The following is a 22,087-nucleotide window of genomic DNA, read 5'->3' as shown; positions in this document are numbered from 1 at the left end:
CGCGAGCTGGTCATCTCATCGCAGGGCCTGTCGCTGACGGACGTCTACCAGTTCGGGGCGGAAGTGCTGATGGGCACGGCCCCGGCAGGCCGGCCTCGAGGGCTGGCCATGCGAGATCGACCTGTTGAAGGAGCCAGGCCAGGCCATCGCCTTCGGCATGTTCCCCCCCCGCGCTGCTGCGCACCGGCGAGAATGGGCCGCAGGCCGTGCTCGATGGCGACTTTTCCGACGCAGTCTCCCTGATGCGTTTCCTTTCCGAACTATGACGCTCGATGGCGGTGCCATCGCTGGAGAACGGTGTGAAGAAGCCCTGCAACCCCGTGGATGAGGAGTCCCGAATCGAGATACTTCGCTCCTTCGACATCCTCGATACGCCGGCCGAGGAACGGTTCGACCGTCTGACACGCCTGGCCAGGCGCCTGTTCGGGGTGCCCATCGCGCTGGTCAGCCTGGTCGACCACGACCGGCAGTGGTTCAAGTCCCACGCTGGGCTGGAGGCTTCCGAGACCCCCCGGGACATCTCCTTCTGTGGCCATGCGATTCTCGGCAGCGACGTCTTCATCGTCCGCGATACGCTGGAGGATGAGCGTTTCGCGGACAACCCGCTGGTGGCGGGGGGGCCGCGCATTCGTTTCTATGCCGGATGCCCGATCACCGACATGGCGCACCATAACCTGGGCACCTTCTGCATCATCGACCACACGCCACGGGAGCCTTCCGCGGAGGATATCGCGGCCCTGAAGGACCTCGCGGCCATCGCCGAACGCGAGCTGGCCATGGTGAAGCTGGCCACGCGGGACGAGTTGACCAACCTGTCGAACCGGCGGGGCTTCATGGGGCTGGCCCAGCACAGCCTCGACCTCTGCACCCGCTACGAGATGCCGGCCACCCTGGTCTTCATCGACCTGTGCAAGTTCAAGGACATCAACGACGCCCACGGGCACCAGGAGGGGGACCTGGCCCTGGCGGCCTTCGCCGAGATTCTGGGCGGCTCATCCCGACGAGCCGACATCATCGCCCGGCTGGGCGGCGATGAATTCGTCGCCCTGCTGCCGAATGCGACGATTCAGACCGCGGAATGCTACATAGCGCGACTCGGCGAGACCCTGAGCCGCTACAATCGAGACGCCGACCGGGGCTATGAGATCCAGTTCACCCACGGCATCGTGGCGTTCCACGCCGAGAGGCATGAGACCATCGAGGCCCTGCTGGCGGAAGGGGATGCCCTGATGTACGAGGAAAAGGGACAGGACGAGGCCGAACGGGCGTGAGGGGGCGGTGTGTTCCCGGTGGTCTTCATAACGCCTCTACCCTGTGCGACTTGCCCTGAACGTCACGTTCTCACCACGCGATCCCGCCGCGAGGCGTCGTGGTCACTTCTGGGGAAATGGGCCACCTGAAGCATGCTGACGAACCTGCTGCTCCTGTCGATCCCGCTGGCCGTGATGGCACTCTCTGCCTGGCGGGTAAGTGATCATCGGGCGGATCGTGAGGCCATTACCCGGCTTGCCGCCGAACAGCCGGCCGCGCCCACTGCGTTCGATCCGGCGATGGTCGAGGCCCTGCCGGAGCCCGCGAGGCGTTACTTTCTCTACACGATTGCGCCGGGCACACCGCTCCATACGGTGGCCCACATCACCATGACGGGGCGCTTCGGGATGGGAACGAAGGAGGCCCCGGGCTACCTCGAGATGTCGGCGACACAGACCCTGGCCATGCCGGCCGGTTTCGTCTGGAAGATGCGCGCGAGACGCGGTCTGATGCACCTGTCCGGCTCGGACAGCGAGCGCTGGACCCGCTTCTGGCTGATGGGGCTGCTGCCGGTGGCACGCCTGGGGGGTGACCCGGACCACGCACGAGCGGCCTTCGGGCGCTATGTGGCCGAAGCCGTATTCTGGACCCCGGCCGCGGTGCTGCCGGGCCCGGGGATCGACTGGGAATGGGTGGACACGGATTGCGCCCGTCTCACCGTGAGGCATGGGGCACTGTCGCAGGCCATCGATGTTCGGGTGGCGGTGGATGGCCAGCCGACCCAGGTGTGCTTCGAACGCTGGAGCAATGCCAATCCGGACAAGGCGTATCGGCTGCAACCGTTCGGTGGCCACCTATCGGCGTATCGGACCTTCGCGGGGTTCCGCTTGCCCACCCACGTGGAAGCTGGCAACGGTTTCGGCACGGATCGGTACTTTCCGTTCTTCGTGGTGAACGTGACGGATATCGACTTTCCCCATGGCTGATGCACGCGACGACGTCACCGGTTTGCGTCAATGGGTGCTGGCACACCCAGTCCTCGCCTTTCCGCTGCTATATCTGGGGTGGGCTTACCTCTTCTGGACGCCCTTGCTGCTGTCCGACTCCTCCGTATGGGCCTTTCCCAATATCCTGTGGTTCCTGGTCGGTGGCGCCAGCCCGCTGATCGCTGGACTCTGTCTGGCGGCGGTTACGGGGGGAAGGGCACAGCTTCGTGACCTGGCGTGTCGCCTCATCGACTGGCGGCGGATACCCGGGTCGTGGTGGCTGCTGATCCTCTCGTTCTGGCTGGTATTCGACCTGGCCATGGCGGGCCTGGCGATGTGGCTTGGCGTCACCGACTCGCCCCTCGATGTGAACGGCTCACTCCTGCAGAACCCAAGCCTGCTGCTGTTCCTCCTGCTCCTGTCGTTCGTCTTTCCAGCGGTCGAGGAGGTGGGACTTCGTGGCTACTACCTGGACGTGCTCCAGCAGCGCCTCGGCCAGATGGCCGCGGGATTGATCAACGGGGTGGTCTGGGCGGCCTGGCACGCGCCGTTCGTCGTGTTTCCGGGATATTACGACAACACTACCTTCGATCCGGCACTCTCGTGGTGGCTGCCCATGATCGTCTGCCACACGCTGCTGATCGTCCACGTCTACCATCGCACCGGGCGCAGCATTCTGGCGGTGCTCATCTTTCACGGCATGATGAACCTGACCGGCGAGTGGTTGCGCATTTCGCCGGACATGTATCCCTTCATGCTCTGGGGGAATGTCCTGCTCGCCGTCCTGCTGATCCTGCTATGGCGACGCGGCGGCTGACCCGCCGGCCCTTGCCAGGCACCCTCTTGAGGCCACTCCGCCATGCGTCAACGCGACCTGATCCCCTTTGTTGCCCTGACCTTCCTGATCGCCTGGGGCATCCTCGGGCTCTACCTTTTCGCCGCGGAGCCGATGACCCGGCTGTTCGGGCGCCTGACGGGGTCGCACCCGCTGTTCTACCTGGCGGTCTATGCGCCGGCGATCGCCGCCCTGGCGGTGGTGCACCGTCGGCACGGCGTCGACGGGCTTCGACGCTTTCTCTCCCGGCTGCTGCAGTGGCGGGCGTCCCTCGCCTGGTATGCGTTCCTGGTCATCGTCGTGCCGTTGGTCTTCTACCTCTCGGCCCTGTTCAAGGAGGGAGCCTGGCCGACGCTATTCCCGTTCGATTCGCCGGCCGCCTATCTGGTGGCGCTGCTGCTGATGGCCATCAAGGGGCCACTCGAGGAGCTGGGATGGCGCGGCATGGCCCTGCCCCTGCTGCAACGATCGATGGCGCCGATCTGGGCGTCGCTCGTCGTGGGCGGCATCTGGGCGGCCTGGCACCTGCCGGCCTTTCTGCTGAGCGGCACACCGCAGAGCGGCTGGTCACTGCTGCCGTTCCTGGTGGGCACCGTCGCGCTCAGTGTCATCGTGACACCGCTGTTCAACGGCTCGCGCGGTAGCCTCCTGCTGCCCGCCATCTTCCACCTGCAACTGATCAATCCCCTGTGGCCCGACGCCCAGCCCTACGATACCTGGGGGTTCGTCGCGGTGGCGGTCGTCGTCGTTTGGCTCAACCGGGAGGCGATGTTCACGCGCCGGGGTGCCATCACGACGGTGGTGCCGGCCAGACGGCCAGGGCCGCCGCATGGGACTAGACTCTAGGACATGGACCTCCCTCAGGGTGATGGCATCGGCGCCATCGTGACGTGCAGGCAGTCATCTGCGTGCACGAGTGCCACTATGGCCAGGGAGGTGGCCACACTTCCGTGGCGTGAGGAGGGACACGACATGTCCGCTTATCTGGTCTTCAACTATCGCATCAATGATCGAGACGCCTACGATCCCTACCTCGCTGCGGTGCCGGCCATCCTGGAAGCCCATGGCGCGGAGATCCTGGCCGCGGATTTCGACAGTGAGGCCGTGGAGGGCGATGCCAGGCACGTGACGGTGGTGCTGAAGTTTCCTTCCAAGGAAGCGGCCAGGGGGTGGTACGACTCGCCCGAGTACCAGGACATCATCGGGTTGCGGCTGGACAACTGCGATGGCATGGCCGTCCTGGCCAACGGGGCTGGCCAGTGATGTCGTGAGCCAAGGCTCCGTGCCTCGATGCCATTCCGTTCCTGATCACCATCAAGGTAAAGGGGGAGGCCGCCGATGGAAACCGACATGGCCCTGTTGAGCCTGGACAATCCGGTGTTCGTCACCTATCTGATCGCGGCTGCCATCATGCTGCTCAAGCTCATGCTGCAGCCGTGGATGACCGTGTTTCGCATGATGGAGGTGCGGGCGGGGTTTCGCAGTCCCGAGGACGCGAAGAAGAGTCCTCTGAACCCGATGCCTGGCCCGGGCCAGCTGGAACCCAATGAGTACGTCGAGCGATCTCGACGCATGAACCTGAATGACCTGGAGAGCATTCCGGGCTTCCTCGTGGCGGGCTTCCTGTTCGTCCTGACGGGCCCGCCGGTGATCCTGGCCCAGGTGCTCCTGTGGGGGTACGTCATCGCCAGGGCGGCACACTTCATCGCCTATTCGACGGCCCAGCTGCATGACATCCGTGCCACCTGCTGGACCCTCAGCTCGCTGCCGGTCATCGCGATGGCGGTCTACATCCTTGTACGTGGCTTGTCTGCCTGAGCCCATGTGCGAGATGTCAGACCAAGGCGTGTTCCTGACCCCAGGCCTGCCACTACAACACAGCGCCTTGGGGCAGTGTCGAGTGATGTCGATGGAGAGGGCGTAATATGAAATATGCGCGCGAAACCCTGTTTTACTCCGTCATCGTCATCTTCGTGTTGACGGCGACCGTTACCCTGCTGGGTGTCACTCACTTGATAGAGGTCGATGCGGAATACCTGAAAGTCCTCTTCTCGGCATTGGTGATTGAACTGGTTGCCTCTGTCATTGGGCTCTTCAAGGCCACAGACTGGTTCGGAAAGACAGTCGCACCTTCCGGTTTTTCCACCATCGAAGGGAATTGGTGGCAATTCATTCGGCATGACAGGACCAATGCGGTCAGCTTCGTGACGATCCAGTACTCCGAAGAGCAACAGCAGGTGGTGATAAACGGTGATGCATACACCGCGGATGGAGAGCCTTTCGCCAGCTGGTGGAGCATAGGTGTCAGTTTCAACGCGGCAACGATGGAGTTGAGATATTTCTACAAGGGGGATCATGAAGCGCAGGATGACGACTTCTCTGGAGTGGGATACCTTCACTTCAACGAGTCTCCGCGCTCTGCGGACGGGTGGTATACGTCGGGAAACATCGAGCAACTAAACCTGACGGACAGGCCGAAAGTCGAGCTGCGTCCCGCCGCTGAGACGGATGCGAAATCCATGTCCTCCCAAGCAACAACGCGTCAGGATAAAGGCGCTATCGCTGCAAGAATCTATGCCGGTTGGCGAAAATGAGAGGAAGATGGACATCGGCATGACCAGTGGATGTAAACATCCAGGCCGCCTGACAAGACGTCAGACAGGATGCGCCTGCCGTCTTGCCTCCCGGTGATGCCGTCAACGACCGGTCCGGTACTGATGCCGCATACCGCATACCGCACGCACTCTCGTCCCCCGGAGACATCCATGACACTGGTCGACCATCAAGGCATCCGGATCGCCTTCGAGGAGAGCGGATCGGGGCTGCCGGTCGTCCTCGGTCACAGCTTCCTCTACTCGGGAAAGATGTGGCGCGAGCAGGTTCCCGTCCTGGCTGAGCATTACCGCGTCATCAATCCCGACCTTCGCGGCCATGGCCGGTCGGGTCGCCTGGCGGCGCGCTTCTCTCTCTATGATGCGGTCGACGACGTCATCGCCGTGCTCGACGCGCTGGGCATCGAGCGGGCGGTCTGGTGCGGCCTGTCGATCGGCGGCATGGTGGCGCTGCGTGCCGCGCTCAGCCACCCCGAGCGGGTGGCCGGCCTGATCCTGATGGACACGGATGCCGGATCCGAAACGCCGTTGCACCGGCTGAAGTATCGCGCCATGGGGGCCGCTGTCCGGGCCTTCGGCTTTCGTCCGCTGCTGCCGTCCATCGCGAAGCTGATGTTCGGTGCCACCACCCGGCGTGGGCATCCCACCCTGGTCGACGCAGGGAAGGCGCAGTTTGCCCGGAACCATGTGCCCTCCGCGCTGCTCTGCCTGGATGCGCTGATACGGCGCGACTCGGTGCTCGACCGCCTGCATGAGATCCGCGTGCCGGCGCTCGTCCTCGTGGGGGAGGAGGATCGCTCGCTGCCGGTGGCGCTCTCCCGCCGGATGCATGACCGGCTCCCCCGGTCCACCTTCGAGGTCATCCCCGGGGCAGGGCACCTCACGGCGCTCGAGCAGCCGGCACGGGTCAACCAGGCCATCATCGGGTTTCTGGCGGGTGCCGTGGCGCCGGCCGGGCCGCTCGCCTAATCTTGAAGGGCGAGTTCGCGAGAATGCCCCCTTGACTCTTCTCCCCGCCTGCACGGTGCATGGCCCCGAGGGCGCCTGACCCCGGACGTCGTTCGGCTCGCGGGACTGGGACGTCCCGACCTCCACCCGGCCGCCGTGCCGGGAACGTAAGCCCCCATGAGGATGTTCCATGATCGAAGCGCGCACAGGCCACCCGGTATCGAGTGATTCCGTCGAGGCGGTCAAGCTCTACCAGGACGCGGTGGACCGGATACTCGGCTCCGAGTCCGGGGCCACCGAGACCCTGGACAGGGCCATCGAGCTCGACGAGGAGTTCGCCCTGGCCGCCGCGGCCCGCTACTACCTGGCGAAGGATGCCGGCGAGCCGGGGAGCGATCTCCATCGCGAACGGGCCGAGCGCGCCGCCCTGAAGGCGAGTGACTGGGAGCGCCAGCATGTCGGGATGGTGATCGGGCTGCTCGACCAGCCGGGCGCGACCCTCGACAGGGCAGAGGCCTATCTCCGGACGACACCCGCCGACCTGCTGGTGGTCTCGCTGCTGACGGGCAACCGGTTCTTCTACGGCGGCCCTACCAAGCAGCAGGCCGTGCTGTCGATCTTCGAGTCCGTGGAGGAGGCGCTGGGCGACGACTGGGCCTTCCTGGCCCGGCTCGGCTTCGCCGCCAGCGAGGCGGGCCAGCGGGAGCGCGGTCGCGATCTCATCGAGCGGGCCCTGGCGATCCGCCCCCAGTCGCTATTCTCCATTCATGCCCTGGCGCACCTGCTCCATGACGACGGCGCGGCCGAGACGTCGGCCACGCAGTTGGGTGACTGGCTTCGCGTGTACGGGCCCGGCGCACGGGATGGCCAGATGTACGGCCACGTGCAATGGCACCTGGCGCTTGCCGAGTTCCAGACCGGTGACCGCGAAGCCGCCATGCAGCGCTACCTGTCGTACTGTTCGCCGGCCACCACCACCTGCGGCCCGGTGCTGACGCTGGCAGACTGCGGCGGCTTCCTGCTCAGGGATTACCTGCAGAGCGGCCGGCAGCGCCCGCTGGACGACGACGTGACCGGACATATCGCTCGCGTCTGGGGCATGATCGGCCACCCCTTCATCGCCTTGCACGTGGCGGCCCTCTACGCCACGGCGGGAGATCTGGACGGGCTGAAGCGCTGCGAGGCCGCCATCGAGGCCACCCCCGAGGGCGCCAATCGCGACGTCGCCCTGGCGCTGGTTTCCGCACTGTGGGACCACGTGGCCGGCGACTATCCGCGTGCGCTGCAGACCCTGTCGACCCTTTCCCCGGGCGCGCGAATCGGCATCGGTGGTAGCAATGTCGAGCGCATCCTCGTCGACCTGATCGAGGCGAGCAGCCAGCGGCGGCACTAGGCAGGGCCGACGCCGCCCGCGTCGAGGTGGTGTCTTTTGGTAAAGCGACCAAGACGAAGCCCGGAAAAAGCTGGATAATGGCCGGTTACGCGCTACGACCGCCCCATCTCTACATCCGGTGCTTTGTCCATGGAAATCAAGGTCAACTATCTCGACAACCTCCGGCTGGAGGCCAAGTTCGACGACTTCACGGTCATCTCCGACCAGCCGATCCGCTACAAGGGCGACGGCTCGGCACCCGGTCCGTTCGACTACTTCCTGGCCTCCTCGGCCATGTGCGCGGCGTACTTCGTCAAGGTCTACTGCAACGCGCGCGACATCCCCACCGAGAACATCCGGCTGTCGCAGAACAACATCGTCGACCCGGAGAACCGCTACAACCAGATCTTCAAGATCCAGGTGGAGCTGCCGGCGGACCTCTCCGACAAGGATCGCCAGGGCATCCTGCGCTCCATCGACCGCTGCACGGTGAAGAAGGTGGTGCAGACCGGCCCCGAGTTCCAGATCGAGACCGTGGAGAACATCGACGAGGACGCCCAGGCGCTGCTGCTGGGCAAGGCGCAGGGCGAGGGCGCCACCTGGATCGAGGGCAAGGACCTGCCGCTGGAGCAGACCATCGCCAACATGACCTCGATCCTGGCTGACCTGGGCATGAAGATCGAGATCGCCTCCTGGCGCAACATCGTGCCCCATGTCTGGTCGCTGCATATCCGCGACGCCGCCTCGCCGATGTGCTTCACCAACGGCAAGGGCGCCACCAAGGAGAGCGCACTCTGCTCGGCGCTGGGCGAGTTCATCGAGCGGCTGAGCTGCAACTTCTTCTACAACGACCAGTTCTTCGGTGAAGAGATCGCGGGCAGCCAGTTCGTCCACTACCCCGACGAGGAGTGGTTCCAGCCGGGGCCGAACGACGAGCTGCCGGAGGGCATCCTCGACGACCACTGTCGGGCCATCTACGATCCGGACGGCGAGCTCGGCGGCTCCCACCTGATCGACACCAACTCCGGCCAGGTGGCGCGCGGCATTGTCTCGCTGCCCTTCGTGCGCCAGTCGGACGGCGAGACGGTGTACTTCCCCTCCAACCTGATCGAGAACCTCTTCCTCAGCAACGGCATGAGTGCCGGCAATACCCTGCACGAGGCGCAGGTGCAGTGCCTGTCGGAGATCTTCGAGCGGACCGTGAAGCGCGAGATCATCGAGCAGGAGCTCGCCCTGCCGGACGTGCCCCACGAGGTGCTGAGGAAGTACCCCGACATCCTTGAGGGCGTCGAGGCGTTGGAGGAGCAGGGCTTCCCGATCCTGGTCAAGGACGCCTCCCTGGGCGGACGATTCCCCGTGGCCTGCGTCGCCCTGATGAACCCGAAGACGGGCGGCGTCTTCGCCTCCTTCGGGGCGCACCCGAGCTTCGAGGTGGCCCTGGAGCGAAGCCTCACCGAGCTGATGCAGGGCCGCAGCTTCGAGGGCCTGAATGACTTCCCGGCGCCGACCTTCAGCTCGCTGGCCGTGACCGAGCCCAACAACTTCGTCGAGCACTTCATCGACTCCTCCGGGCTGGTCTCCTGGCGCTTCTTCAGTGCGAAGGCGGACGTCGACTTCGTCGAGTGGGACTTCTCCGGCAGCGGTTCCAGCAGTACGGAGGAAGAGGCGGCGACGCTGTTCGGGATCCTCGAGGAGCTGGGCAAGGAGGCGTACGTGGCCGTGCACGAGGATCTCGGCGCGCCGGTGTGCCGGATCCTGGTGCCGGGCTACTCCGAGGTCTACCCGGTGGAGGACCTGGTCTGGGACAACACCAACATGGCCCTCGACTACCGGGAGGACATCCTTCACCTCCACGACCTGAGCGACGACCAGTTGGCCGACCTGCTGGAGCGCCTGGAGGAGAGCCAGCTCGATGACCACATCGACATCATCACCCTGATCGGCATCGAGTTCGACGAGAACACCGTCTGGGGCCAGCTCACCATTCTCGAGCTCAAGCTGCTGATCAACCTGGCGCTGGGCCAGCACGAGGAGGCGCTGGAGCGGGTAGACATGTTCCAGCAGTTCAACGACAACACCGTCGAGCGCGGGCTCTTCTACCAGGCCCTGCACGCGGTGCTGGAGATCACCCTGGATGACGAGCTGGCCCTGGCGGACTACCGCCACAACCTCACGCGCATGTTCGGCGAGGCGACCATGGACGCCGTGGTGGGTTCGGTGAAGGGCACCGTGCGCTTCCATGGCCTGACCCCCACCAGCATGGCGCTGGAAGGCCTCGAGAAGCACCATCGCCTGATCGAGAGCTACCAGAAGCTGCACGCGCATCGCGCGGCCCTGGCCGGCATGCGGTAAGCTGGTCACTGCGGTTGCCCGCCGTTGGGGGGTTGGCACGAAGACGCCCCCGAGCCGGTCGACCGGCTCGGGGGCTTTGCTGTGAGGGGCCTTGATGTGAGGGGCTTGCAGGGCGCGTGGGCGGGGCAGGGTGCCGCCTCCGCCTTCCCGTTGAAGCGAGCAGGTGACAGCTGTCTCATGAAATAAGATCATAAAGATGTATCAGAGCGAGCACTTCTATGATCAGCATTGAGCAGATGCCCCTTGTCCTGCAGGCGTTGCCGGACCCTGTCTTCATCCTCACGAGGACCGGCAAGTACGTGTCGGTGTTCGGCGGTCGCGATGCCCGTTACTACCATGACGGCAGTGGCCTGGTCGGCTGCCATATCGCCGACGTGGTGGAGCCCGAGAAGGCGGCCTGGTTTCTGGAGCAGATCGAGCTGGCGCTGGAGACCGGCCAGCTGCTGATCCGGGAATACGAGCTGAGCGGCGGGGACGTCGAGGGTCTCCAGGATGAGGGGCCCGAGGAGCCCATCTGGTTCGAGGGGCGCATCCAGGCGCTCGATTTCCAGGTGGAGGGGGAAGACGTGGTGCTCTGGGTGGCGAGCAACATCTCGGAGCGGCACGACCTGGAGATCAAGCTGCGCGAGTTCGGCGACACCGACGAGCTTACGGGGCTCTTCAACCGCCGGAAACTGGAGCGCGACCTGTCGCTTAATCATGAGATGTTCGACCGCTACGCGGTGCCGACGTCCATCCTGATGTTCGACATCGACAACCTGAAGCGGATCAATGACACCCTCGGCCACTACGCCGGGGACGACATCCTCATGGCGATCGGCACGATCTGTCGCGCGGAGCTCAGGAAGACGGATGTCGCCTGTCGCTTCGGGGGGGACGAGTTCGTGATCTGCCTGCCGAACACCGGGCTGGAGAACGCGGTGCACTTTGCCGACCGGCTGCGCGAGTGCTTCAGGCGCGAGTTGAGTCGCTTCTCCACGGCCGACCTCGTCGCCACCGTCAGCATCGGGGTCGCGACCACGGTGCCGGAAGATCGCACCTACGAGGCCACCCTGAAACGGGCGGATGATGCACTTTACCAGGCGAAGCGGACCGGCAAGAATCGGGTCGTGGCGGCCTGATACGGCCTCCACGGGGCGGGGTAGAACGCGCCGTGCGGTATCACCGGTCACGACCGATGGCATCGGCTTCTTCTTTCTACCGCAATCCTCTCTCGGCTCTGTTGGCAGTTTGCTGGGCGGGCTTGGCCTGGGACTCATGGTCACCACCATCATCTCCAGCAGGAGCAATGGCGGGAAGGACTTGATGGGGGCGGCGCCGGAAGGCTATCGACCGACCTCATACGATTCAACACTCTCGACGGCTGATGACGTGGACGTTGTTCCTGTCAGGCGCGTTAGCATGCCCGTCGCCCTGGAAATGCCGACACCGCAAAGATCTGCGCACCACGGAAAAGCCTTTTCCCCATACATATGAAAGACCTGTTGAAGCTTGTTTTTTTGCATCGCAGTATTAAATGGAGTTCTGGTTGAGATGCTCGATAAGGACCGAGATAGACAGGGCTCATGAGGCGTGGAGTCTGGTGACGTTCAATGGAGTGATCAGCAGAATTAACCGACCGGAATATTGCACGTAACAATGGAATGCCGAATCGTTTTCCATGCCTGAACGACGAATGAAGCCATGGTTATGGAAATCAAATCGATCATGGCATGTATACGGGAGTTCACGACTATATCTAAGGGTTTTGAACATGTGGCTCCTCCATTCTGGCATGGCGTGTGCAGGCCCGATAGCGTATGGGCCGTACCTTACTGATCTACCCCGCGATAGGCGTGATGCACCCAGGGCTCGGATGGTGGCCCTTCTGGCCAGGTCGCGTTTGCATTCCTTGTAGGGCGAATTGAGCGTTGCTAGTCTTTATTCTTACCGACCCGGAGAGGGCGTCAGTGCCAGCATTCTTCTCCCCGTCACCCTGATAGCCTGTGTCATTCAGGTTGAATGCCTTGGTGTCATGGCAGAAAGGGCCTGTTTTTCCTGAAGGCAGAGAGGAATTGTGGAATGTGTTGGGTGCCGGTGGATTTTCCAGGTTGTCTGAACTAGGCCTATATCCGTGAAAAAATTGCGTGGCAAACCCACGACTGGACTGGGAATACAAGAGCTGTCAGATGCCCTGGCCATTTCCGAGCGCCGAAGGCGCGAGGCTCAGCGACTCTCCGGCGTTGGCTTCTGGGAGCTGAACTACCAGAATGGAACGCTGTACTGGTCAGAGGAAATCTTCGCCATTTACGGGCTCGAAGCAAACGCTCTGGATCCCAACTATGAGATTTTCGTCAGCCTCATTTTTGACGATGATCGGGAGTTTGTCGATGCGGCCTACAAGGCCTCCGTCAAGGACGGCACTGAATACAACATTCGCTACCGCATAAAGGCCGGCCCGGCCACCAAGTGGATTGAAGCACGCGGCGTCACTTACTATGACAGTGAAGGAAATCCTGAACGCTCCATCGGAACGGCACAGGACATCTCCGAGATCATGGATGCGCAGCAAGCCCTGGAGCATCTCGCACTGCATGATGCGCTCACAGGGCTTCCCAACCGGAAACTGTTCTCAGACCGAATATCTGCGGCCCTGAACCTGGCAAGACGCCACGGTTTTTTTCTTGGCGTATTGTTCATAGATCTGGATAATTTCAAGCGGATCAACGACCGTCAGGGACATAGCCTCGGCGATGAGGTGCTGGTGGGCATCGCCCGGCATCTGGAACACAGTGTCCGGGCTGAGGACACATTCGCACGGCTTGGCGGCGATGAGTTCGTGGGCCTTCTTACCGGAGAAAACGAGCAGGATATCCAGGACGCCGTTCAGCGGGTCAAGCAGTCGATCGAAGGGACCTATTCAACGGAATTCGGCAGTTTCGCGATTACCGCGAGTATCGGTGTCACGATCTACCCACACGACAGCGATGAACCCGACGAGTTGCTTCGCCATGCCGACCATGCCATGTACGAAGCCAAGGAATCCGGAAAGTCGCGTATCTGCTATTTTGATGCCAAGCGTCATCAGTCGAACCGATCACGGAATCAATTACTCGTCGACATTGAAAAGGCGATCGAGAACGACGAGTTTATCCTGCACTTTCAACCTAGAATTTGCCTGCGAGATGGTTCGCTATCTGGCGCAGAAGCCCTGTTACGCTGGTTCAGACCCGATGGTCCGACGCCCCCAGTCGAGGTGATTACGGCCATCAGGGGTACGTCACTCGAATGGGAGCTTGATACCTGGGTGATGAAAGAGGCCCTGGCTCAGGTTAGGCGCTTTCGTGCATACGGACTGCAGGGCCCTTTCAGCTTGAACGTTATGCCCAGCACCATCGAAAACAGGGAGCTTCCGTCACTCCTGAAGCAATTCCTTGATGACGCGTCTATCTCCGGCGAAAATCTGGAGATCGAGGTTCTGGAAGTCTCATCGATCAGAGACTTTGATCAGGCCAATGAGATACTGCGGGTCTGCAAGGAGCTCGGCATCAGGTTTTCACTCGATGACTTCGGAACGGGGTATGCATCGCTGACCTATTTCCACTCGCTGCCGGTGGATAAACTGAAGATTGACCAGCTATTCATCAGAACGCTTCTTTCCGATGGGGGAAGTCTCGCGCTTGTGAAGAGTATTCTGGCGATCTCTGACGCCAACGACTGTTTCGTGGTCGCCGAGGGCGTCGAGTCCTATTCCATCGCGAGTGCGCTCAGGCACCTTGGCTGTGATTACGGTCAGGGTTTCGGGCTCGCGAAACCCATGGCCAGCGACGACTACATCGCCTGGGCCCATAACTGGGACGCACAGGTATTCCTTGACCGGATGGCCGCCTCAGGTTGAGTACTTACGTCTGGGCTCCGGGTGTCCCCTAGAGGTTTCACCAAGAGTCCGTGAATTTCCGTAGCTTCTCACACACTCATCAGTCCTGTTCTAGGTGGGACGTCACTGGGGAAAGAACCGCATCAAACGCATGCAGCCGGACGCGGCAGGGGCCGCGCCGCTGATGCGATGCGTTAACGCCCCAGCCAAGGCAGGTTGGCGTGATTCATGACGTGACACATAAACAGGCCCCCGTGCCGGACCTCCGGCGCGGGGGCCTTTTTTGGTTCAGCGGGGGCGAGCGACGTCTGCGACCAATCGACGTGTGGCATGCATCGGCACTCTTGCATACGCTGAATGCTTAAGGTTGCTTTGATGGCCGGCGGCTTACCGACATTGCCGGAACGTGGGGATGCGAGGAGTCCGTCAATGATTGCCGGGTAGGGGCGGTAGCGTGCTTGAATCTAGTCCATCGCCATTATCCGAGCGGGCTTCTGACACCGGTAAAGCCCTTGCCGGCCCTCACCGTGATGATCTGCGTTCGACGTCGATATCCCGTATGCGCAGGCGGCAGGTTTCAAGTGCTCGAAGGCCTGAGCCTTACATCAAGGACCCCATCAGGTGCATGGGGCCAAACAGGTAGCCAAGCACACGCATCACTTACTCATGGTATAAGACCACGGGAAAACATCGCGGCCGCCTAGCGCGTGAGAATTCACCGATTTCCCCTAGCGGCTGCTGAGCTATGCTTAGGAATGTTTGCTATCAACGGTTAGGTAGAAGATGGCGCACTGGATAATATTGTTGAACGTGACAGCGCGTTCGAGTCAATAAACGAGCACGCAGCCTATTCATTGTTAGGCGGCACTTGAGCTCCCCTGGGGCATACCCATCAGCCTATGCGAATCAGCCTTCTTAGAACACTGGGATACTTCGCCGGCGGTCTCTGGACAGCCTGGGGAGGACGGAAGCGAATCGAAGCCACACAGCTCCGCAACCTGCGGCGTCTCGTGGAAAAAGCGCGGCGGGACTCCCCATTGTTTCACAGGCTTTACGCGGATCTCGGTCCATCAAGCGAGGTCGAACTGCGCGAGTTGCCGGTGACCCGCAAACGCGATCTCATGAGTGAGTTCGACGACTGGCTGACGATTCGTTCTCTTCCCCTCGACAGGGCCCGCGATCATCTCCGGGATATCCGGAAGCTTGGCGTACCTATCGACGATGTCGCCATTTTCCAAACTTCCGGGACATCAGGGGAACCGGCGATCGTCGTATTGCCCTCATCCTTCCTGGAGTATTCATTTGGGATTTCGATGGCGCGCTTCGATCGACACCAGCGGAAGCTCGTCCGGAAGATTCGCAAGCTTGGCACGAGGGTGACAGTCACCGGCGGCAACGGTCACTTTCTCGGCGTCGGGTTCAACAGATTGGTGAGACATCTGTACCCAAGATTGACGAGGGAGTTGACCTTCATCGAGGCCGGGCAGCCGATCGACTGGCTTGTCGAAGGACTGAATGCGATTCCGAAGGTCGCCTGGATTTCGACCTACCCAAGCACGCTGACCACCCTCGTCAAGGAAAAGGAAGCCGGGCGACTGCAGATCGAGCCGGTGGTCTTCAGTACGGGGGGCGAGACCCTCACGGATGATCTTCGCGAGCGGGTTTTCCGAGCCTTCCCCTCGCTGAAATACGGCATTCTCGACACCTATGGGTGTACCGAGTGCCCGGCGATGTCTTTCGTGTGTAGCCACGGGCGGAAGCATGTGCACAATGATTGGGTCATCCTCGAAGCGGTCGACGAAGCGATGCGGCCCGTTCCCGATGGCACACTGTCGGCGACCGTGCTGTTGACGGTGCTCGCCAACGACGTTCAACCCTTCATCCGATATGATCTAGGCGACTGCATTCGTTTCTACGCGGACCCCTGTCCCTGTGGTTCGCCGTTTCGGAGCTTTCAGGTGCAAGGGCGTCAGGCGACGCTCGTTCGTGTGGGCGAGGTGACGTTGTCGCCGCTCGTCTTCGATCTGGAGCACGAGCAAGCCCGTCGCATTCAACTGGTCCAGACCAGCGAGAGAGACTTCGAGGTGCGAATCGAACTGGCCGATGAGGCGGCGGCAGGCGTTGTGTTTGAAGAAGTCATCCAGTCGGTGAAACAGGTGTTTCGCGATAACGGGCTGGAGGACGTCGCGGTCACGGAAAGTGGGGAACCGCCCGAACTCACCGCGAGTGGAAAGTTCCATGAAGTACTGTCTGTGCGAGACTCCGATTCGCGATCATGACTGATGAAGCTCCGCTTCGCTGAGTTTGTGTTACCGGCGATGCTTGGCGTCATGTTGTATTTAAGCTGCTGGCTAGAATCAGAAAACACACTACTGATGACGTGGAGGTGAGGTAATGCACTATATCCTGTTCTATGAATACGCCCCTGACTACCTGGAGCGGCGTGGGGAATTCCGGGATCAGCATCTCTCACTGGCAAAGGCGTCCATCGAGCGAGGGGAATTCTTCCTCGGGGGAGCGTTTGCCGATCCGGCGGATGGGGCCGCCATTGTCTTCAAGGGGGATTCAAGAGACATCGCCGCGTCTTTCGCCGAAGCGGATCCCTACGTCATCAACGGTCTCGTGACCGCCTGGCATGTCCGTGAATGGACCACCGTCGCGGGAAAGGATGCCGAACACCCTGTCGTGCCTTGAAAGCCCCATTCACCAGGAAAGGATCAGGTCTTATGAGCGACATGCATAGTGATCCCATGGGGACATTCCCCTGTCCATGAACGATCAACCCCTCACATGGTCACGGGAAGCGATCTGCCTTCGTCCCTCATCGTGGGACCTGAGGTCGATCGCTGCCGACCTCTACCGCCGGACCTGTCGCGTCAACTTCGACAGGCCAGGCTTCTGCGTTCTACATCTCGGTCGAGACATCGATTCCTTCGCCCTCCGTCAGGTGATGGTGGACCTCAAGCGTGAAATGGCCGCGATTCATGAATCCACCACCGGCAACACGCTGGTGTACCTGTCGGCTGCACGCTTCGATCAACAGGGGACCACTCGGCCGCATCTCGATGGTGGGCCGGATGAGTGCTTCTTGATGCTCGGCTACGAGCCTTCCGCCATCGATTCCGAACTCGAGATCTATGACTACGCGAGATGTGCATTCGACCGTGATCTTACGCCGAATGAATTCATGGTAAAACACAACCCCATGTTCGAGTCCGGCCACGACATCTTGCGACCCTATAAAACTCGCGTGCCCTGCTTTTCGAAAACCGACTACTGGATCCTCTGCATCAACAACTCGTGTTCGCCATATTCCGAATCGCAACCGACATGGCAGGGCACCCTGCATGCCGCGACGATTGCGTCACCCGAAGAATCGAAACGCCGTGTGATCAACTCCACGATGATCGTATCCGTACCCGTGGGCACGCCGGATTTCATCGATGACGATCAGGTCCAGGAGTTTCTCTCCACGTCTGCTTTCCGTCGACAAGATGGTGGCTGACCCGGGCTATATGCGCGCCCGTCACCTATGCCCGGCGTTGCTTGAAGCATCGGTGCCTCACATTGAGCGCGGCCCCCGACCGGGGGAGGTCCATCCCGGCGACGGTAATGGTCCGTGACAAGAAAAGCCCCCGAGCCAGTGCCCTGGCTCGGGGGCTTTTTCGTTCCTGAGGCAATATGACTTCGCGGACAGCGCCACGCCCACCTTGGAGCGGTTGGGGCGCCCGATGATCCGGGGGATCCAGGTGCCGGTGGCGGCGAGTGCATCGAGGCGATGCCGCTCTGGATGCCGAGGCCGTCGAGCAGGTAGACCACGTCCTCGCTGGCCACGTTGCCGGAGGCGCCCTTGGCATAGGGGCAGCCCCCGAGGCCGGCCACGGGGCGTTTAACCCGATCCGTGTCGAAACCAGGCGCTGTCGCCGGTCGCCAGCCTGCTGTTGCTCAACTCAGCATCATGTCTGTTCATCCAGAGTTCGTCTCAGGTGCTCACCGATAATGCGGGTAAATTCCCTGATGCGTTTTACGCGTTTCAGATCGGGGTGGGTCAGCATCCAGAGTGGAACGTCCAGTTCCTCGATAGGATCGGTCAGGCGAAGAAGTTCAGGGTCGGCGTCACCTAGATAGTTGGGAAGCACCGACAATGCGTTGCCTGATCGCGTGGCCGTCTGCATGCCCAGCATGGAGTCGACGCGGTAGTGGCAATGCTTGTCCAGCCCATGCTGGGCCATCCAGGTTTCGAGGGCACGGTTGCCCATGTGGTTATCCGGGCCAACCCAGGGGTACTCCGTCAACGCGTCTAGAGGTGCCGGCGCGACCTGCCAATGACGCCGCTGCCCATAGACGGCCTGCCGGATCACGCCCACCTGACGGCCAATCAGGGTTTCAGGAGGTTTGCCCGTGGGGCGAATGGCAATGTCCGCCTCTCGCTTGCTCAGGCTGTGCACCTGGTTCGAGATGACGACTTCCAGCACGACGTCCGGATAGTCCGCACGAAACGTCTCGAAGGTTGGAGCCAGCAGGCCTGCAAAAAGCGTGTCGGTGGTGGTGACCCGGATGGTTCCGGAGAGCTTGAGGTCCTGTCCTGCGAGTCGGCGTTCAGCGCCGGTGATATCCGCTTGCACCCTTTTCGCGACGGCGAAGAGGTCCTCTCCGGCGGGGCTCGGCGAGTATCCCGTGCGCGAGCGCTCGAACAGGGCCACCCCCAACCGGGCTTCCATGTTGGTCAGTCGACGGAAGACGGTCGCATGGCTGATGCCCAGCCGCCGACCGGCGCCTGAAAGGCTGCCGGTGTCGGCAATGGCCGAGACGATCTGCAGGTCATCCCATCGGATGTGATGTTCATTCATGCAAGCGGCAATCTCAAAACTGGGGAATGTGTGTGTGGAAGAACAGAATAGGCTATAGCCGAGTGCACGCAACAGGAGCGATGGGGTATGAATGTGTTGATCGTATTGGCTCACCCGGAGCGGGCGTCGTTCAACGGCGGGCTGGCCGATGTGGCGAAGGAGGCCCTCCAGGGCGCCGGGCACAGGGTCGAACTGGATGACCTGTACCAGGAGGGGTTCGATCCGGTTGAACGTGCCGGTCACTATGCCGAGCGGGTCGACGAAGGGTATTTCGCGCCGTTGACCGAGCAGCGCGCCCATTATGAGCGCGGGCCGCTACCCCCGGAGGTGCAGCGGGAAATCGGCCGTCTGGAGTGGGCTGACCTCGTGATCTTCCAGTTCCCGCTGTGGTGGCATGCGCAGCCGGCGATCCTCAAGGGCTGGTTTGACCGGGTGCTGGTCTACGGCGGGCTCTATTCCGGGAGCCGGCGCTACGACCGGGGCCACTTCCGGGGCAAGCAGGCCCTATGCTCGGTGACCACCGGGTCTCCGGAGCAGGCGTTCATGCCCTTCGGTCGGGCGGGCAACATGGTGGAGTGGCTGTGGCCGATGCACTCGTCGCTCTATTACGTGGGGTTCGACGTCCTGGCGCCCCAGGTCAGCTATGGCGTTCAGGGCGGCGGCATCCGCTATCAGGATGATGGCGTCTTCAAGGAACAGCTGGAGCAGAAAAAATCGCTGTGGGCGGAGCGACTACCCACGCTTTCCAGCGAGTCTCCGATTCCGTTTACCGCCTGGGACGACTGGAACGACAACGGGGTGCTCAAGCACGCCCATCCCATGAGGTGGCGCCCCTAGGGAGGGAGGCGTGGCCATGGTCAGGAGCTTTCCGGCTTGCGATCCTGCAGAGGCGCCGCCACGGCCAGCGTGGCGATCGGACCTGAGGATGAAGGAGACCAGCGAATGCATCACACCGGAAGCTGCCTCTGCGGGGGCATTCAATACGAAATCCACGGCCCCCTGACGGATGTGCTGAACTGTCACTGTTCCATGTGCCGGAAGCTTCATGCCTCGGCTTTCAGGACGCGTGCCAAGGTGAGGGCTTCGGACTGGCACACAGTCAAAGGTGAGGGGCTGATCAAGTTCTACGAATCCTCACCGGGCGAGCATAAAGGCTTTTGCTCGAATTGCGGCTCAAGTCTCTACACCAGATTCGATGCAAACCCCGATATTTATGGTTTTCCACTCGGAACACTCGACACCGATCCCGGGGTAAGTGCCGAGCGTCATGTCTTCGTGGAGAGCAAGGCACCCTGGTTCGAGATCACGGATGACCTGCCGCAGCATGCGGGTTTCGACTGAGACAAGAAAAGCCCCCGAGCCGTCATCCGGCTCGGGGGCTTTTCGTTTCTGCTCTGGTGTTACTTCGTAGAGAGCGCCACGCCCACCTTGGAGCGGTTGGGCCGGCCGATGGTCCGGGTGATCCAGGTGCCGGTGGCGGCCAGGGCGTCGAGGTCGATGCCGCTGTCGATGCCGAGGCCGTCGAGCAGGTAGACCACGTCTTCGCTTGCCACGTTGCCGGAGGCGCCCTTGGCGTAGGGGCAGCCGCCGAGGCCCGCCAAGGAGCTGTCGATCACCGCCACACCTTCCTCGAGCACCGCGTACAGGTTGGCGAGCGCCTGGCCGTAGGTGTCGTGGAAGTGGGCGGCGAGCTTCTCCATGGGGATGTCGCGGGCCACCGCCTCGATCATGCGCTTGGCCTTGAGCGGGGTGCCGGTGCCGATGGTGTCGCCGAGCGGTTTGTGCGAGCGCTGATTGCAGCGCGATCCGCCGCGAGGCGGTGACGGGGCGGCGTCTGCGACGATCGCTCGGCTTGCATCCAGCGGCACTCATTCACTGGCTTGCGGCCAAAGTTGACTGATATAACTAGGCCGGCGGCTCTCCTTCTCGAACGCAGAGACACCGGCAGAGATGGCGGCAGGGCATCACGTTCAAGCCCACTAGGGATCAGCGGCGGGCATGATGCTTGATATGCGCGACCACAGGACCGACGCCGCATGCCACACCTGCCTGTAGTGACACGTCGCGCCTCTCCCTCCGCGAATACATGGAGTCACACCTTGGACAGATTGGCGGTCATGAGGGCCTTCTGCCGCATCGTGGAACGTGGCAGCTTCGCCAGGGCGGCGGAGGATCTCGGCGTATCACCGGGGCTTTTGAGCCGTGACACCAAGCGCCTGGAACAGCACCTGGGCTGCACCCTGCTCACCCGCACCACCCGCAGAATGGCACTGACCGAGCAGGGCCGCCTCTACTACGAGGAGAGTCGCCGTCTGCTAGAGGAGGTCGAGCAGGTAGAGGAAAGGGTTCGCGAGCATACCGACCGCGTGCGGGGGCGGCTGCGTATCAATGCGCCCCAGTCCTTCGGCCTGATGGTGCTTTCGCCGCTGCTGCCCGGCTTCATGGAGCGTTACTCCGAGGTCGAGGTGTCGCTGGCCCTCGAGGACCGTGTGATTGACATGGTCGAGGGCGGCTTCGATCTGTCGATTCGGGTGCGCGCCATCCTGCCGGACTCGAGCCTGATCGCCCGCCGCATCGCGCCGGTGCACCAGCGGCTGTTCGCCAGCCCGGCCTATCTGGCAGCGCACGGCACTCCGCAGAGGCCGGAGGAACTCGCCTCTCACGAAGCGGTGAGCTACCTGCTGGCCGATGATGCAAGCCACTGGCCGCTGCAAGGTCCCGGCGGCGCGGTCTCGGTGCCTTGCCCCGCGCGCCTGGAGGTCGGCAGCAGCCTGATGCTGCGGGATATGCTGATCGCCGGTCGGGGCATCGGTGCCCTGCCGGACTTCATCTCCGATCGGGCCGAGGCGGCCGGCCAGTTGGTGCGGGTGCTTCCAGCCTTCGAGCTGCCGACCCGGCAGGTCTATGCCGTCACCGCCTCGCGGTTGGGCACCGACGCCAAGACCCTGGCCTTCCTCGACCATCTCAAGGAGCGGCTGGGCAGCTGACCCTCGCGCCAATTCTCCCGCCACGACATTCTTTACCA

The 22,087-nt window shown here is 62.3% G+C and carries 19 protein-coding genes and 2 pseudogenes; 18 read left to right on the top strand and 3 right to left on the bottom strand.

Annotated elements, in window-relative coordinates:
• Nucleotides 1–299 precede the first annotated feature (299 nt).
• From BOX17_RS00900 to BOX17_RS16680, 15 genes are all read left to right on the top strand, one after another.
• Nucleotides 300–1,271, top strand: coding sequence for a sensor domain-containing diguanylate cyclase (locus BOX17_RS00900; RefSeq protein ID WP_244272178.1), 972 nt, complete (start codon nt 300–302; stop codon nt 1,269–1,271).
• Between the two features lie 132 nt (nt 1,272–1,403).
• Entirely contained in the window at nt 1,404–2,237 is an 834-nt protein-coding gene (locus BOX17_RS00895; protein ID WP_071941619.1) for a DUF6544 family protein, read from the top strand.
• Nucleotides 2,230–3,054, top strand: a complete 825-nt coding sequence (locus tag BOX17_RS00890; protein ID WP_071941618.1) for a CPBP family intramembrane glutamic endopeptidase — start codon at nt 2,230–2,232, stop codon at nt 3,052–3,054. Before BOX17_RS00895 ends, BOX17_RS00890 begins: the two co-directional genes overlap by 8 nt.
• Before the next feature lie 42 nt (nt 3,055–3,096).
• Entirely contained in the window at nt 3,097–3,918 is an 822-nt protein-coding gene (locus BOX17_RS00885; RefSeq protein WP_071941617.1) for a CPBP family intramembrane glutamic endopeptidase, read from the top strand.
• A 126-nt stretch (nt 3,919–4,044) separates the two neighbouring features.
• Nucleotides 4,045–4,335: a DUF1330 domain-containing protein gene (locus BOX17_RS00880; RefSeq protein ID WP_071946530.1), complete on the top strand. Its 291-nt coding sequence runs from the start codon at nt 4,045–4,047 to the stop codon at nt 4,333–4,335.
• A gap of 75 nt (nt 4,336–4,410) precedes the next feature.
• The gene (locus BOX17_RS00875) at nt 4,411–4,890 is read left to right on the top strand and encodes an MAPEG family protein (RefSeq protein ID WP_208858076.1); all 480 of its coding nucleotides are present in this window, start codon (nt 4,411–4,413) and stop codon (nt 4,888–4,890) included.
• 107 nt (nt 4,891–4,997) lie between these two features.
• Complete coding sequence (locus BOX17_RS00870) at nt 4,998–5,666, top strand: hypothetical protein (protein WP_071941616.1); 669 nt, start codon at nt 4,998–5,000, stop codon at nt 5,664–5,666.
• A gap of 171 nt (nt 5,667–5,837) precedes the next feature.
• The gene (locus BOX17_RS00865; protein ID WP_071941615.1) at nt 5,838–6,653 is read left to right on the top strand and encodes an alpha/beta fold hydrolase; all 816 of its coding nucleotides are present in this window, start codon (nt 5,838–5,840) and stop codon (nt 6,651–6,653) included.
• A gap of 169 nt (nt 6,654–6,822) precedes the next feature.
• Complete coding sequence (locus BOX17_RS00860) at nt 6,823–8,025, top strand: tetratricopeptide repeat protein (RefSeq protein WP_071941614.1); 1,203 nt, start codon at nt 6,823–6,825, stop codon at nt 8,023–8,025.
• 129 nt (nt 8,026–8,154) lie between these two features.
• Nucleotides 8,155–10,356 carry an OsmC domain/YcaO domain-containing protein gene (locus tag BOX17_RS00855; RefSeq protein ID WP_071941613.1) on the top strand — a complete coding sequence of 734 codons (2,202 nt, stop codon included), beginning with the start codon at nt 8,155–8,157 and terminating at the stop codon, nt 10,354–10,356.
• Nucleotides 10,357–10,574: 218 nt separating this feature from the next.
• A complete protein-coding gene (locus tag BOX17_RS00850) occupies nt 10,575–11,477 on the top strand; it encodes a GGDEF domain-containing protein (RefSeq protein WP_071941612.1) in 903 nt (300 codons plus the stop codon).
• A 992-nt stretch (nt 11,478–12,469) separates the two neighbouring features.
• The gene (locus BOX17_RS17200; protein WP_208858075.1) at nt 12,470–14,233 is read left to right on the top strand and encodes a putative bifunctional diguanylate cyclase/phosphodiesterase; all 1,764 of its coding nucleotides are present in this window, start codon (nt 12,470–12,472) and stop codon (nt 14,231–14,233) included.
• A gap of 1,100 nt (nt 14,234–15,333) precedes the next feature.
• Nucleotides 15,334–16,491, top strand: coding sequence for a phenylacetate--CoA ligase family protein (locus tag BOX17_RS00840; protein WP_208858074.1), 1,158 nt, complete (start codon nt 15,334–15,336; stop codon nt 16,489–16,491).
• A gap of 115 nt (nt 16,492–16,606) precedes the next feature.
• Entirely contained in the window at nt 16,607–16,906 is a 300-nt protein-coding gene (locus tag BOX17_RS00835) for a YciI-like protein (protein WP_071941610.1), read from the top strand.
• A gap of 76 nt (nt 16,907–16,982) precedes the next feature.
• Nucleotides 16,983–17,717 (top strand): hypothetical protein, encoded by a 735-nt coding sequence (locus tag BOX17_RS16680; protein ID WP_071941609.1) that lies wholly within the window; start codon nt 16,983–16,985, stop codon nt 17,715–17,717.
• A 180-nt stretch (nt 17,718–17,897) separates the two neighbouring features.
• Here the strand turns inward: BOX17_RS16680 and BOX17_RS17195 are convergent.
• Nucleotides 17,898–18,094, bottom strand: a pseudogene (locus BOX17_RS17195) (hydroxymethylglutaryl-CoA lyase); the annotation flags it as partial.
• Nucleotides 18,095–18,168: 74 nt separating this feature from the next.
• Complete coding sequence (locus BOX17_RS00820; RefSeq protein ID WP_071941608.1) at nt 18,169–19,062, bottom strand: LysR family transcriptional regulator; 894 nt, start codon at nt 19,060–19,062, stop codon at nt 18,169–18,171.
• An 87-nt stretch (nt 19,063–19,149) separates the two neighbouring features.
• Between BOX17_RS00820 and BOX17_RS00815 the strand changes: the two genes are divergently transcribed.
• Together BOX17_RS00815 and BOX17_RS00810 are read left to right on the top strand one after the other, a co-directional pair.
• A complete protein-coding gene (locus BOX17_RS00815; RefSeq protein WP_071941607.1) occupies nt 19,150–19,899 on the top strand; it encodes an NAD(P)H-dependent oxidoreductase in 750 nt (249 codons plus the stop codon).
• Nucleotides 19,900–20,004: 105 nt separating this feature from the next.
• On the top strand, nt 20,005–20,403 hold the full coding sequence (locus BOX17_RS00810) for a GFA family protein (protein WP_071941606.1): 399 nt from the start codon (nt 20,005–20,007) through the stop codon (nt 20,401–20,403).
• Between the two features lie 59 nt (nt 20,404–20,462).
• Here the strand turns inward: BOX17_RS00810 and BOX17_RS00805 are convergent.
• Nucleotides 20,463–20,837 (bottom strand): annotated as a pseudogene (locus BOX17_RS00805) (beta/alpha barrel domain-containing protein); the annotation flags it as partial.
• Nucleotides 20,838–21,179: 342 nt separating this feature from the next.
• On the opposite strand from BOX17_RS00805, the gene BOX17_RS00800 reads away from it, so the two are divergent.
• Entirely contained in the window at nt 21,180–22,049 is an 870-nt protein-coding gene (locus BOX17_RS00800) for a LysR family transcriptional regulator (RefSeq protein ID WP_083582029.1), read from the top strand.
• Nucleotides 22,050–22,087: the final 38 nt, after the last annotated feature.

The sequence above is a fragment of the Halomonas aestuarii genome, assembly GCF_001886615.1.
Lineage (GTDB): Bacteria > Pseudomonadota > Gammaproteobacteria > Pseudomonadales > Halomonadaceae > Halomonas > Halomonas aestuarii.
Note: the sequence above shows the minus strand (reverse complement) of the source record. Positions and strands in the feature narration are given on the sequence as shown.

Excerpts from the sequence above, each read along its gene's own strand:
- BOX17_RS00895 (WP_071941619.1), top strand. The coding sequence starts at position 1,404 with ATGCTGACGAACCTGCTGCTCCTGTCGATCCCGCTGGCCGTGATGGCA.
- BOX17_RS00890 (WP_071941618.1), top strand. The coding sequence starts at position 2,230 with ATGGCTGATGCACGCGACGACGTCACCGGTTTGCGTCAATGGGTGCTG.
- BOX17_RS00885 (WP_071941617.1), top strand. The coding sequence starts at position 3,097 with ATGCGTCAACGCGACCTGATCCCCTTTGTTGCCCTGACCTTCCTGATC.
- BOX17_RS00880 (WP_071946530.1), top strand. The coding sequence starts at position 4,045 with ATGTCCGCTTATCTGGTCTTCAACTATCGCATCAATGATCGAGACGCC.
- BOX17_RS00875 (WP_208858076.1), top strand. The coding sequence starts at position 4,411 with ATGGAAACCGACATGGCCCTGTTGAGCCTGGACAATCCGGTGTTCGTC.
- BOX17_RS00870 (WP_071941616.1), top strand. The coding sequence starts at position 4,998 with ATGAAATATGCGCGCGAAACCCTGTTTTACTCCGTCATCGTCATCTTC.
- BOX17_RS00865 (WP_071941615.1), top strand. The coding sequence starts at position 5,838 with ATGACACTGGTCGACCATCAAGGCATCCGGATCGCCTTCGAGGAGAGC.
- BOX17_RS00860 (WP_071941614.1), top strand. The coding sequence starts at position 6,823 with ATGATCGAAGCGCGCACAGGCCACCCGGTATCGAGTGATTCCGTCGAG.
- BOX17_RS00855 (WP_071941613.1), top strand. The coding sequence starts at position 8,155 with ATGGAAATCAAGGTCAACTATCTCGACAACCTCCGGCTGGAGGCCAAG.
- BOX17_RS00850 (WP_071941612.1), top strand. The coding sequence starts at position 10,575 with ATGATCAGCATTGAGCAGATGCCCCTTGTCCTGCAGGCGTTGCCGGAC.
- BOX17_RS00840 (WP_208858074.1), top strand. The coding sequence starts at position 15,334 with ATGAGTGAGTTCGACGACTGGCTGACGATTCGTTCTCTTCCCCTCGAC.
- BOX17_RS00835 (WP_071941610.1), top strand. The coding sequence starts at position 16,607 with ATGCACTATATCCTGTTCTATGAATACGCCCCTGACTACCTGGAGCGG.
- BOX17_RS16680 (WP_071941609.1), top strand. The coding sequence starts at position 16,983 with ATGAACGATCAACCCCTCACATGGTCACGGGAAGCGATCTGCCTTCGT.
- BOX17_RS00820 (WP_071941608.1), bottom strand. The coding sequence starts at position 19,062 with ATGAATGAACATCACATCCGATGGGATGACCTGCAGATCGTCTCGGCC.
- BOX17_RS00815 (WP_071941607.1), top strand. The coding sequence starts at position 19,150 with ATGAATGTGTTGATCGTATTGGCTCACCCGGAGCGGGCGTCGTTCAAC.
- BOX17_RS00810 (WP_071941606.1), top strand. The coding sequence starts at position 20,005 with ATGCATCACACCGGAAGCTGCCTCTGCGGGGGCATTCAATACGAAATC.
- BOX17_RS00800 (WP_083582029.1), top strand. The coding sequence starts at position 21,180 with ATGAGGGCCTTCTGCCGCATCGTGGAACGTGGCAGCTTCGCCAGGGCG.